Source organism: Cellulomonas sp. ICMP 17802 (genome assembly GCF_041295535.1).
Lineage (GTDB): Bacteria > Actinomycetota > Actinomycetes > Actinomycetales > Cellulomonadaceae > Cellulomonas.
Genome location: NZ_JBGFQZ010000015.1, coordinates 1 through 12,630 on the forward strand (window position 1 = coordinate 1; position 12,630 = coordinate 12,630).

Annotated in this window: 8 protein-coding genes; 2 read left to right on the plus strand and 6 right to left on the minus strand. The window is 72.2% G+C overall.

Annotated elements, in window-relative coordinates:
• The 6 genes from AB5970_RS12365 to AB5970_RS12390 form a co-directional block, all read right to left on the minus strand.
• The coding region (locus tag AB5970_RS12365; protein ID WP_370504244.1) for a hypothetical protein at positions 1 to 232 on the minus strand (232 nt) is incomplete at its 3' end.
• Positions 229 to 3,087, minus strand: coding sequence for a hypothetical protein (locus tag AB5970_RS12370; protein ID WP_370504245.1), 2,859 nt, complete (start codon positions 3,085 to 3,087; stop codon positions 229 to 231). The genes AB5970_RS12365 and AB5970_RS12370, both read right to left, overlap by 4 nt.
• Positions 3,088 to 3,102: 15 nt before the next feature.
• Entirely contained in the window at positions 3,103 to 5,430 is a 2,328-nt protein-coding gene (locus tag AB5970_RS12375) for a hypothetical protein (protein WP_370504246.1), read from the minus strand.
• 4 nt (positions 5,431 to 5,434) lie between these two features.
• Entirely contained in the window at positions 5,435 to 7,753 is a 2,319-nt protein-coding gene (locus AB5970_RS12380; RefSeq protein ID WP_370504247.1) for a hypothetical protein, read from the minus strand.
• Between the two features lie 14 nt (positions 7,754 to 7,767).
• The gene (locus AB5970_RS12385) at positions 7,768 to 10,158 is read right to left on the minus strand and encodes a hypothetical protein (RefSeq protein WP_370504248.1); all 2,391 of its coding nucleotides are present in this window, start codon (positions 10,156 to 10,158) and stop codon (positions 7,768 to 7,770) included.
• Between the two features lie 51 nt (positions 10,159 to 10,209).
• Complete coding sequence (locus AB5970_RS12390) at positions 10,210 to 10,965, minus strand: M64 family metallopeptidase (RefSeq protein WP_370504249.1); 756 nt, start codon at positions 10,963 to 10,965, stop codon at positions 10,210 to 10,212.
• A 114-nt stretch (positions 10,966 to 11,079) separates the two neighbouring features.
• Here AB5970_RS12390 and AB5970_RS12395 point away from each other — a divergent pair, with 114 nt between their 5' ends.
• Positions 11,080 to 12,249, plus strand: coding sequence for a hemopexin repeat-containing protein (locus AB5970_RS12395; RefSeq protein WP_370504250.1), 1,170 nt, complete (start codon positions 11,080 to 11,082; stop codon positions 12,247 to 12,249).
• On the plus strand, positions 12,249 to 12,608 hold the full coding sequence (locus AB5970_RS12400; RefSeq protein WP_370504251.1) for a hypothetical protein: 360 nt from the start codon (positions 12,249 to 12,251) through the stop codon (positions 12,606 to 12,608). The genes AB5970_RS12395 and AB5970_RS12400 overlap by 1 nt, the downstream gene beginning before the upstream one ends.
• Positions 12,609 to 12,630 lie beyond the last annotated feature (22 nt).

Sequence of the window (12,630 nt, forward strand, 5' to 3'; positions counted from 1 at the left end):
CGGCCCGCTCGGCGGCGGTCAGCGCGAGGTCGACGCCGATCGTCGCGGAACCCCCCTCGACCGGCCCGGTGCCGTGGCGGTAGAGGACCAGGGAGGCCTCGGGGCCGCCGTCGGCACCGACCGTCCACCGCGGACCGTCCGCGCACGCCCACACGCGGCCCGCGTCCGTGTCGTCGCGCCACGCGCGGGCGGCCGTGCCGGGGACCGGCACCGGGGCGGCGAGGTCGATCACGGGGTGCCGCCAGGGTCGGGCGCCGGCGGCGTCGGCGCGACCGGGACCGGGGCCACCGGCGCCACCGGGGTCGGCGTCGCGACGGGAGTGGTCGGCGTCGTCGGCGCGGGCAGCCCCGGCGGGACGACGAACAGCCGGTCCTGGTCGGCCGTCGCCGGAGGGGTCGCCTTCTGCGAACCGTCCGCGAGCAGGGACGTCACCGACCAGCCGTACGTCCGCGCGGAGCGGTCCTTGAGCCGGGCGCGCCACTCCTGCGGCTGCGCCGCGGCGGCGTCGTCGAAGAACAGCGACTCGTTCTGCGTGAACGCCGGGTCCCCGCCGGGGTCGGCGTAGGTGAGGGCGACGACCACGCCCGCGAGCCCCAGCTGCGACGGGACGGGCCCGATGTACCGGACCTCGACCTTGAGCACGCCCTCGGCGGGGATGCCGGCCACGATCGCCGGGGTGGTCGCGTCGACCCACTCGCCGGTCTCGACGCCACCGTCCGCGTAGGTCAGGCGCTGGCGCCAGCGGACCGTGGCCGGGACCTCCCGGTCCGGCAGCCGGACCGACCAGGGCGTGCGCCCGGCGGCCCCGGTGAGCTCGAGGCTCTTCGACTCGACGACCTTGCCCTTCTGGGCGACCTCGAGGTCCACCACGACGCGCGCCAGCTCGCCGAGTGCGTCCACGAGGATGACGTCGCCGTCCACCCGGTCGGCCTTGGGCACGCCGACGACCAGCGCGTCCTCGGCCTGCGCGTTGGGCAGCACGACGGCCGGCAGGTCCTCGCGCGTGCCATCGGCGTAGAACACCGTCGGCGTGAACGTGACCTGGTCGCCCGCCGCGACGAGCCGGAGGTTGACCAGCTCGCTGCGGTTGCTCGGGCTGAGCGTGAGCTGCGCGCCGTCGTCCACCCCGGCGTCCGCGCGCCGGTAGCGGACGGCCACCTGCACCTCGGTGACGTCGTCGGGGGTGTTCGGCGCCAGCTGCACGGTCGCGGGCACCATGACGCCGAGCCAGCGCGGGTGCACCGACAGGCTGCGCAGCTCGGTGGTGGTCCACGGCCCCTCGACGTGCGTCTGGCGCACGCCCACGCCGAAGTCCGCCTTGTAGTCGACGATCAGCCGGTACTGGTAGGACAGGTCACGCTTGTCGTCGACGAAGAACTCGAGGTCCTTCACGTCGGTGGACGCCCGCAGGATGGCCGACGCCGTGTCCTTCGGGGCCGTGCCGTCGGGCCGCTGCCCGTACCGGACCTCGACCGTCATCTGGTTGACGCCCTGCGCCGCGAAGTCGACGTCCGCGCAGTCGATGTGGATGGGCAGCCGCTCGAAGAACGGGTTGTTGAGGTCGATGACGTGCACCCGCTGCGCGAGCTCGCCCAGGCTCCCCATGGTGCCCAGGTGCCCCTGCGGTGCGACGTGCCGCGCCTGGGCCGTCACCTGCTCCAGGTTGTAGACGATCGTCTTGCGCTCCGACTGGCTCACCGACTTCATGGCGAACGCCACCTGCGGGCGGCCCATCTTGTCCCAGACCTCGGTGGCGCCCGAGGCCGGTGCCTGCTGGCCGGGGGCGGTCGTGGTGCCCGGCTTGGTGGTCGTCGCGGGCTGCGTCGTCGTGGTCGCCGGCTTGCCGGTGGTGGTCGTCGTGGCCGGCTTCGTCGTCGCGGTCGTGGTCGTGGTCTTGGGGAGGTCCTCGAGCGGGGGCGGCGGGTCCTTCGGCGAGACCGTGGACGTGGTCCCGGTGGTCCCGGTGGTCCCGGTGGTCGTCCCCGTGGTGCCGGTGGTCGTCCCCGTGGTGCCTGTGGTCCCCGTGGTCGTCCCCGTCGTCCCTGTGGTCGTCCCGGTCGTGCCTGTCGTCGTCCCCGTGGTCGTTCCCGTCGTGCCTGTGGTCGTTCCGGTGGTGGTGCCCGTGGTGCCGGTCGTGGTCGTCCCGGTGGTGCCGGTCGTCGTCCCTGTCGTCCCGGTCGTCGTGCCCGTCGTGCCGGTGGTGGTCGTCGGCGTCGTGATCGGGGGGTTCGGCTGCGTGGCGGTCATGAGGTTGCCGGCGACGGCGGGCTGGCCGGGGACGAGCGTCGGCTGGAACAGGGCGCCGCTGCACAGCGTGGCGACCAGGTCGGCGATCTGCCGCTGCCGGGCGGCGATGCCCTCGGGCGTCGACATCTCGAGCAGCCGTGCGGTCTCCTTGATCGTGATGCTCTGGTTCTTGGTGAGCTCCTCGGTGATCGAGTCGATGTCGGCCTTGAAGAAGATGGTGCCGGCGGTGAACCGCTTCTCCATGAACTCGTACGACGACTTCATGTCGATGGTCACCGTCAGGCTGTAGGCCGGCAGCAGCCCGACGTACTCGAGGTCGTAGACCACGCCGATCGGCAGCGCGTTCGCGGTGGAGTTCAGCACGCCCAGGAAGAACGCGGCGCCGTCCTCGGTGAGGCTCATCGAGATGATCGAGCGGTTGTCGCCGTCCAGCGATGCGGTGCCCGAGCTCATGATCTCCTCGACGAACCGCGGCCCGGCCGCCACCGGAGCGCCCGCGCCGACGGTCGGCCCGGGCTGCAGCCCGACCACGCGGACCACGCCGCTGGAGTACGGGACGCTGGTCAGGGTGACGTCGTCGCCGGCGCGCGCCTTGAGCTTGGACAGGATCGCGCCGTGCAGGCCGCCCAGCCCGACGTCGACGGTCATCGCGAGGAAGCCGCCCGCGTAGGCCTGGGAGGCCTCGCCGCCCTTGCGGAACGCGTAGAGGTCGAACAGCGGGCCGTTGGCGTCCCGGCTGATCTTCGGGTTGCCCGGCAGGTAGTAGAAGGCCGTGGGGTCGTCGGCGTCCGCGAGCACGGTGATGCCGAGGATCTCCTGCCTGCTCTCGAGGTCCAGCATGACGTTCTCCTTCGATCAGACCGTGCGGGTGGAGACCGCGATGAACGGTCCGGTGCTGTCGGTCCAGGCGGACTGGCGTTGCGTGCCGTCGGCACGGAAGCTCGTGGTCTGCGAGCGGAAGCCGGGCGCGGCGTCGGGGCCTGCGGCCAGGCTGAGGGTCTGCGCGACCGGCGTCGTGGGGTCGAAGAACGCGCTGCTCGCGGTGTCGTCCGGCGCTCCCGCCACCGCGACGCGCACCTGGACCGCGTCCAGCCCGGCCTCGGCCAGGGGCGGCCCGACCAGGCGCACCTCGACGGACCGCATCCGGCTGCCGGTGCTGCCGACCAGGATCGACGGGTCCGTGGTCTTCTCCCAGTCGGTGGTGTCGATGACGCCGCCCGCGGCGGTCGTCACGCGGTAGCGGATCTCCTGCGCCGCCGCGTCGAGCACGGGCCAGCTCAGCGTGACGGGCTGCCACCGCAGCGGGACGGGGACGGGCGGGGGCGCGGGCTGGCCCTCGACGGCCGGCGGCGGCGGGGTCGGCGCGAGCGTGCGCGAGAACCGCCGGTGGTACCCCGCCTTGTCGTCGTCGTAGGTGACCTCGACGGTCACCGCCGACACGTCCTCCGTCGTGACGTTGGGCTGGACGAGCAGCGACCGGGTGCCGTGGAACGGGCCGTCGACCCGCAGCAGCGCGTCGTCCGTGACCACCGGCGGCAGGGTGAGCGCGCTCGCGTCGTCGAAGGTCAGGACCGCGGCCGCGGTGTAGTGGCGGTCGGCGTCGGGCCCCGTCCGCACCTGCCACCGGCGCTGCTCGACCGGGGTGACAGGGTCGACGGCGAGGCGCATCTGCTGGTGGGCCGTGAACCCGGACGCCTTGTCGGCGTAGTCGAGGGTCACGTCGACGTCGGTGACGCCCGCGCCCAGGTGCCCGGTGTCCACCTCGACGTCCAGCACCCCGAGGTCGTCGTACGGGCGCACCGACAGCGTCCGTCCGCTCTCGGGCCGCGGACCCGTCGTGTACGTGAGCGAGGTCGCGTCGACCGAGCCCGACCGCGTGAACTCGTACGTGACGGCCGCGGTGTAGGCCAGCGTGGACCGGCCCTTGCGGCGCACGGCCCAGGTGAGGTCCGTCGGCCCGCCCCGGCGGAACACCAGGCTCCCGGTCTCGGGCGCGACGGCGTCGCCGGCCTTCCCGTACGCCAGGTCGACGGTGACGCTCGTCAGGGAGAGCGCCGCCATCTCCTCCGGGGACGGGCCCGTGACCAGCACCTCGAGCAGCTCGAAGAATGGGCTGGCCAGGTCCACCTTGTGGGTGCGCGCGGCCACCTCGTCCTTGCTCAGCAGCGTGGCCAGGAAGCCCTGCGGCGCGTGCGTGCGCTCCTCGGGCGACCGCTCGGAGAAGTCGTAGTCGACGACCCGGAGCTCCTCCTCCTTCTTGGCCTTGAGGGAGAGCGTGACGATCGACGTCTTCGGGGCCTGCGCGGGCGGCATCCCGGGGATCGCCGGCATCGTGAGGTTCGGCATGCCCGGGGACGGCTGGTAGAGCTCCTGGATGATCTTGTCCTTGAACAGCGACAGCGCGAGCTCCTTGCTCCGGGCCGCCTCCTCGCCCATGGCCTGCGACGTCAGCTCGATCGTCACGACGCCCTTCTGCACCAGGTCGCTCAGCGTTCCCTCGACCTCGGCGCGGATGTAGGGGCAGCCCACCGACGCCGACCCGCCGAGCTCGCGGTACACCTGCGAGACGTCTGCGTGCACGTGCGCCTGCACGCTCGGCCGCAGCCCGAGGAACGTGAGGTCGTAGACGACGCCGACCGGGGCAGCCCCGTCCTTGAAGAGGGCCTCGAGGAACGTCGCGCCGTCCTGGCTCAGGCCGAACGAGAAGATCGACCGCAGGCCGCCCAGCAGCGACGGGGTGCCGCCGCCCACCATGCTCTCGACGAACCGCGGGCGCCCGGGCGTGATCGTGGGACCGCCGGGGGGCACCACGGTGGCCAGGTCGAGCGCGATGACCGAGACCGAGCCGCGCACGTAGGGGATCGGGGACAGCGAGATCGTGTCCGGGTCGCGGTCGAGCAGGCCGCCGAGCTTCTGCACGGCGGCGGCGTGCTTGTCGTCGGAGAGAGTGCACTCGACCCCCATGGTGAGGAAGCCGGCGCCCAGCTCGGCCGGGATCGTCGTGCCCTTCAGGGGGGACTGCGCCAGCTCGACCGCGTACGTGAACAGGTCGAACATCGGCTGGCCGCCGGTCCGGGCGATCGTGGGCTCGGGCGCCGCGTAGTAGAACTGCACGGGGTCGGCGTGGTCCGCGAAGATCGTCAGGGTGCCGACGCTCGTCGGCGGCTTCTCCAGGCTCAGCACCGGGTCACCCGCTCACGGTCGTCGAGCGGAGGTCGACCACGATCAGGTCGCTCGTCCCGGACGCCCAGGGCTGCACGGCCACGAACCCGTTGGTGTCGACCGTGGTCAGCTGCCACCACACCTGCCGGACGGGCGGGTCGCCCAGGCGGTACACGAAGGGCGCGACGCCGGCGGCCTCCGCGCCGGGCGTGATCGTCAGGTCGCTCGACGCGCGCACGTGCTGGTCCACCGGGTCCCGCACCTCGAGGCGCAGGGTGGCCCGCAGGAGCTTGCGCTGCGCGAGCGTGCCCAGCACCTTGACCTGGACCTGGCGCTCCTCGACCAGCCGGCGGTCGACGATGACGCGGTCGTCCGTCGCCGCTCGCCACGACCCGTCGACCAGCGGGCCCACCAGCGGCTGCAGGGTCAGTCGGTACGCGAGGGCGCGCGACCCGCCGGCCGCGATGGAGTACGTCCGGGTGAGGTTCGGGGTGTCCGCGCCGAGCCGCACCGTCTCCTCGGGGTACCGCACGCCGGCCGCCTCGTCCTCGTAGCGGACCTGCAGCAGCGCCGCCGCGAGGTCGGCCCACGGCAGGTCGACGAAGAACGTCACGGTCAGCTTCTCGGGCATCGGGTCCGGCAGCGAGCAGAACGGCTCGACGGCCGACGACCACGGCGAGACCACGTCCCCGCCGGCCTCGGGGGGCCGGTGGTAGGTGGCGCGCCACGACCAGCTCACGTCGTCGGGCAGCGACGCGAACAGCCAGTGCTGCAGGGGGTTCGCGGCGTCGAGCTGCACGCGCGCGGTCGCGGGCGCGTCCTGCGCGGAGCCGGGGTGCAGCTCGACCGTGACGGCCGGGAAGAGCGCGAACGAGAAGAGCGGCGCGACGGTGACGGTCACGTCGGTCACCGCGTAGGCCTCGCGCGGGTCCACCACGAGCTCCGTCGACTGCCGCGTCCGCCACGCGGAGACCGCCGGGCCGGGCGGGCGCACGGGGGAGGACGGGTCGAAGTCGGCGGACACGCGGTACACGTAGGGGCGGTCCCACACCCGCTCGCGCTGCGCCTCCTCCAGCAGGTTGACCACCCAGTCCCGGTGCTGGCCGGGCGCGGTGAACGTCAGGGCGGCGTCGGGGGTCGGCTCTGCGGTGGCCTCGACCGGCGTGCGCGCGACCTCGACCTGCACCGACCGCAGGCGGTCGGACGCGAACCGGTCCACCACCTCGACGCCCACCTCGAGCCGCGGGAACCCGCTGAGCTCGACCTCCTGCACGAGGCGCGACCGCACCGCCGGCCACGTCGGGCGCTCCTTGCCCTTCTCGTCCACCCGGAGGGCGTTCAGCAGGCCGCCGAGCGTGCCCTGGGGGCGCAGGTCCCGGACCTCGGCGACCCGCTCGCGGGCGCGCAGGTCCATGCGGCGCACCTGGTTCTCGTCGACGGCCTTCAGCCGGAAGGACGCGCCGGGGATGATCGCGCGCGTCAGGCTGGACACCACGTCGTCGACCACCGCGGCCACGGTCTCGCCCGTGCTGGGCGGCGGGATCATCGGCTGGAACAGCTTGTCCAGCACCCAGTCGGTGAGCTGCGTGCGGGTCCGCTCGGCCGCGGCCCGGGCGCCCTCGCCCGTGCCCTCGATCACGGTGTCGATCTGGACGCCCGACTCCTCGAACGCCGACGAGATCGCGGTCTCGACGTCCGCGGCGACGTACCAGGCGTTCGTCGTCAGCTTGCTCTTGAGGGACGAGTAGACCTTCGCCCAGTCGGCGTGGATGTCGATGGTGAACGCGGGGCGCAGGGCCGCGAACGTCATGGCGTAGGTGACGATGACCGGCTGCTCCGGCAGGTCCAGGCAGGCGCCGATCATCTCGGCGGCCGCCTCGTTGAGCACCAGCTGGAAGGTGGCGTCCTGGGTCGCGCCCATCGAGGGCCGCCCGCCGCCCGCGTACCGGACCTCGAACGTGCCGCCCGGCGCGGCGGACCCCTCCTTCGGCGGCGTGCTCGTCTGCCCGAGGACCACCAGCTCGACCGTGCCCGTGTCGAGCGGTGCGGGCACCACGCGGGGTCGCGAGCCGGCGACGCCGCGCACGTCGGCCAGGCGCGCGGGCAGGTCGTCGAGGACGTCGGGCGGCACGAACAGCTGCGTGGTGAGCGAGAGGATCCCGCCGGACACCTTCGCGGCTCCGGCGCCCCCGCCCAGGTACTGCGTCAGCGAGAGCGCGGGCACGCCGTCGTGCACCGCGAGCTGCGGCGCGGACGGCAGCACGTACCAGAGGCCGGGGTCGGCATGGTCGGGCAGCAGGGCGTACCCGTCCACGACGGGGTACGGCGGCTCGAGCGAGAGCACGGCGGCACCGTGGCTCAGGGCTGGGGCGTGGGCGCGGGCGGAGCCGGCTGCAGGCCGGGGTCGGGGACCACCGGGAGTGTCGGCGGTGCGGGCACCGGTGGCGTGGGCGTCTCGACGACCGGCGGCGTCGGCGGGGTCGGCGGGGCGGGCGGCGCCGGCAGGAACAGGAAGTCCGAGGCGCCGCTGAGCGTCCCCGTCAGGCCCTTGACCGACACGGGCTCGCCGACGGCCGGCACGTACTCGATGTCATAGGTGTACGCCGAGACGGCGGCGTCGGCCCGCGTGACCGACCAGACCTGCGGGGTCGCGGCCGAGAAGGCGAGGGCCTGCGTGTCGTGGATCGCGTGGGAGGGGTCGTCGTACGTGAGCCGCACGATCACGCGGCGCAGCGCGGTGCCGACGCCGGTGTCGGACGGGTCGACGCTGACCTTGACCACGCCGCCGCGGGCGTTGCCCACCACCAGGGTCGAGGCGTCGGACTCGACGGGTGCCCACTCGGTGCTGACCACCGAGCCGTCCTTGCCCACGATCTTCGTGCTGTAGCGGTATGCGCGAGCGTCGGGGTCGCGCAGCAGGAACCGCCACTGCGGGGGAGCGAGGGCGGCCAGCGTCGACTCGGAGAACTGGAGCGACCGGGTCTGCTGGTAGTCGTGCGCCTTGTCCTCGTACGCCAGGTCGACGATGACGGTCTGCACCTCGGACCAGTCGACCGTGGGCACCACCGAGAGGTGGAAGCCGTCGTCGAACGGGGTGGAGACGGACAGGTAGGCGGACTGCGCGTTGTCGTCGTGGTCGGCGGTGTACCAGTCGGTCGTGATCCGCTGGCTGCCCGAGGTGTCGTCGGCGGTGACGTACGTGAACCGGTACCGGTACGGCTCGGTCCAGGGCGCGTAGATGACGCGCCGGTAGTCCACCTCGGGCGCGTCCTTGGTGAGGATGACCTTCTCCACGACCTCCGGCACCTTGTGCGCGGTGTCGCCGTAGGCGATCTCGACCTCGATCGACGTGAGCTTCTGGGTGTCGAACGCGTTCTTGTCGTTGGCGGCCACCTTGAGCGCCATGACCCCGGGGTTGGGCACGCGCAGGGTGTAGTCGCGCAGGTGCGAGGTCTCGGAGTAGAGCCGCGCGGTGGTCACCGGGCCCGACGTGTAGTTGACGTCGACGTCGACGGTGTACGTGTCGGCGCTGACCTGCGCGAGGCGCGTGGTGAAGGTCTTGGGCGCGTGGTCGGCCTTGGTGAACGCGAAGCTCTCGCGCTTCGAGATGTCACGCCCGTCCTTCTGGCCCGTGTACGAGATGTGCCCGACCACGCTGTGCACCAGGTCGCCGTAGACGTCGAAGTCGAGGTTGGTGTCGACGTTGACGGTGAGCGTGTTGAAGTACCACTCCGCGGTGCCCAGGTCGATGTCGAGGATCACGTCGTCGACGGGCGCACCGATGAACGACGGGGCGATGGTCGCGCTCGGGTTGTACTGGCGCACCACCACGTCGCGCTGGACCAGGTCGAGGTTGAACACCTGGTGGATGTCCTCGTGGATGAAGCTCATCCACTGGTTCTCGCGGTCCTTGTCGGTGGCGATCGAGCCGCCCTTGAGGAAGTGGTCCTTGAGCCACTCGTCCATCCGCCCGAACGCGAAGCTGCGCAGCGCCTCGACGTCCTCGTCCTTGATCTGGCTGGACCCCTTGTCGATGTTCAGCGTGATGAGGCCCTGCGACTCCATCGTCTCGCTGATGGAGGTGCGGTGGGCCTCGGTCGAGGTGTCGTCGCCCCACACGCTGCCGTCGGTGACCTGCGAGGTCGTGTACGTCATGACGACGTCCTTGACCTCGTTGGAGTCGCAGTGGGCGTAGACGTGCACGGCCGGGAGGCGGGTGTCGAACGAGAGCGAGTACTCGACGATCCCGACGCCGGCGCCCTTCTTGAGCGCCTGGTAGAACAGGTCGGCGCCCAGCGTCTTCAGCTCGACGGCGTACGAGGCGGTGTTCTGCGCGAACAGCGACGGCTTGCCGGACTGGACCTCGGCGACGAACTTGTCGTCCTTCATGATCAGCAGGCGCACCTCGCCCGCGATGAAGTCCATCGAGGTGAGCTTGGGCGGCGGCATGTTCGGCTCGTTCGGCCGCTCGGCGCGCATGCGGTCCAGCAGCTTGGGGCGGACCGTCGTCTCGAGGAACTTGGGGTCCTCCACCAGCTCGGTGGTGAAGACGAGGTAGCCCCCGCCCTTCTCGTCGTCCCCGGTGTGCTCCACGGGGAACTGGTACTTGAGGAACGTGAACATCGGCTTGCCGTCCGGGCCGGTCGCGATGCGCAACGTCCGCGGCAGGTAGTAGAAGTGCGCGAAGTCGTCATCGTCCCGGAAGACGGTCATTCCCTCGATGGTGTCGAACACCGGAATCGACTGCATCAGGCCCCCCTGAAGTCGGCGACGGACCCGGTCCGGCGACGTCGCCGGAGGTCACGCCTCGTCGAATCTATCCCCGACCACCCGTTTGGGGGAGGGCGAAATGTCCGTGTATGCGGTACGGCCCTCGCCGCGCGCGTGCAGGAGCAGGACCCGCCGTATCTCGCGGGCGCAGACCACGCAGAACGGCTCGCCCAGGGTGCGCATGCGGCACGTCGCCTGGGCCCGGTAGACCCCGGACGCGTAGCGGTCGCCGCCCTCGACGCAGCCGGTGCCGGCCAGCCCGGCCCACGGCGCACGCGCGGGGTCGCGCTCGAGCGTGACGTTGAGGCGGGAGGGCTCCGGGCCCGGGTGGCGGCCCTCGTGCCCGTACTCGTCGGCGAGGTCGAAGGCGGCGTGCCCCAGCTCGTGCACGGCGAGCGCGGCGGCCCACGGGTGCCGGGTGAGGCACGCGACGGACCCCGCCGAGCCGCCGTACTCCTCGCGGTTGGCCAGCACGAGCACCGCGTCCGCGTCGGGCACGTGGCGTCGCGCGAGGCGTAGGGCGGCGTCCTCGTCGACCGTGACCAGCCGGCCGTCGAGCACGGAGGTGCCCGGTCCCACCGCGTCGACCCGGTGCACGTTGACCAGCGCGCGCAGCAGGCCGAACGGCTCGGTGGCCAGGAGCTCGGCGACGAACGCGCGGACCGCCTCCGCGAAGGCGTCGAGCTCGTGCGCCCCGAACCCGTCGGCGAGGACGACGACGTCGAAGCGGCGGTCGGGCGGCCCGTGGTCCAGCACCGTCACGGTGGGGAAGGCGTCGCCGGGCACGCGCTCAGCATCGCGCACGGCGATTCACCCGGACTACCACCCACGAGGTGGTGGCCAACATCACCCAAACGGGTCGAAACTGGACGCGCTGACTCGGATTCGCAAGGGGGCGTGATGACAGCCAAGCGCGTGTACTTCTTCAGTGGGACCGACTACTCCCGCTTCGACACCGCGATCGACACCGTGCTACCGATCTACCCGCGGGACACCGCCGCGTCGTGGACCGGCCTGCCGGGCACGATCGACGCGGCCCTGAACTGGGGCAACGGCAAGGTCTACTTCTTCAGCGGCGCGCAGTACTACCGGTTCGACGTGCTCCTGGACGCCGTCGACCCGGGCTACCCGCGGCCGATCGCGGGGGCCTGGACCGACGCCGCGACCAGCGCGTTCGACTCCGGCATCGACGCCGCGGTGAACTGGGGCAACGGCAAGGCGTACCTGTTCAAGGGCGGCCAGTACATCCGGCACGACATCGCGAAGGACACGCTCGACCCGGGCTATCCCAAGCCGATCAAGGGCAACTGGCCGGGCGTCGACGGCACGATCTTCGAGAAGGACGTCGACGACGTCGTGAACTTCGGGAACGGCAAGGTCTACTGGTTCAAGGGCGACAGCTACGCCCGCGTCGACCAGGGGACCAAGTCGTTCGACGCCGGCTACCCGCGGCTCATCAGCGCGGCGTGGCCGGGGGTCTTCCCGACGGGCATCACCGCGGCGGTCGAGTGGCCCATGGCCGCGGTGCAGCCCGCCGGGTTCCGCGTGCCCGAGAACCGGGCCGGCTGCCAGCAGGTGCCGACGGGCGCGGGGTCGCGGTTCGGTGAGCGGTTCGAGATGAACATCGACTTCGACGCCGCCCCGTACCCGACCACCTGCGCCGTGGGCGAGTACCGGCAGTACGTGCGCGGCGAGTTCCGGGTGAACGGCGCGGTCAAGACCCACCTGCTCGCGGACCCGCGCGGCGGCCCGGCCCCGGCGATGCTGCCCCGGCCGGCCGTGGGGGCCGCGGGGGACAACTTCCAGCAGGACGGGATCCAGCTGCCCGCCGGCGGCGCCCAGCTGTTCTACGGGCACCGGCGCGGCCAGGTGTTCGCCACCAGCCAGTTCACGCCCGACTTCCCGACGGGCTGCGCGTTCCGGGGCATCGACAACCCGGGGATCAGCTCGGCGACCGGGAACGTGCTGTCCGTCAACCTCGACTTCCGCGGCGACGCCGTGGACTCGGCCACCAGCACCGAGGTGCTGCAGACGTCGAGCTGGTCCGTGAGCTGCGGGGGGACCGCCTGATGAACGTCTCGACGATGCTCGGTGGGCGCTGGACGCTGCCCACCATCGAGAGCGTGGGCACCACGGTCCGGCTGCACGTCAGCGTGTCGGTCGAGGACACCGAGGTGCTGACGGGCCAGCCGGTCACGGTGGCCCTGCAGGCCGGCGGCCAGCAGCTGGCGGTGAGCGAGGCGCCGGCCGACGGTGCCTGGTACTACCTGGAGACGCTCGCGATCACGGCCATCGCCGACTTCGCGTTCGACAACCCGGACAACCTGACGCCCGAGAGCGTGACGGTGACGCTGGGGGGCGAGTCGGCCACCTGGCCCGCCGAGCTCCCGGCCGGCGACCAGGGTCCGGGCGACTTCCCGATGGTCTGAGGACCGGCACGCAGGGGGGCGT

What these genes read in the sequence shown, in the direction of transcription:
- AB5970_RS12370 (WP_370504245.1), bottom strand. Translation starts at nt 3,087, where the DNA reads ATGCTGGACCTCGAGAGCAGGCAGGAGATCCTCGGCATCACCGTGCTC.
- AB5970_RS12400 (WP_370504251.1), top strand. Translation starts at nt 12,249, where the DNA reads ATGAACGTCTCGACGATGCTCGGTGGGCGCTGGACGCTGCCCACCATC.
- AB5970_RS12395 (WP_370504250.1), top strand. Translation starts at nt 11,080, where the DNA reads ATGACAGCCAAGCGCGTGTACTTCTTCAGTGGGACCGACTACTCCCGC.
- AB5970_RS12385 (WP_370504248.1), bottom strand. Translation starts at nt 10,158, where the DNA reads ATGCAGTCGATTCCGGTGTTCGACACCATCGAGGGAATGACCGTCTTC.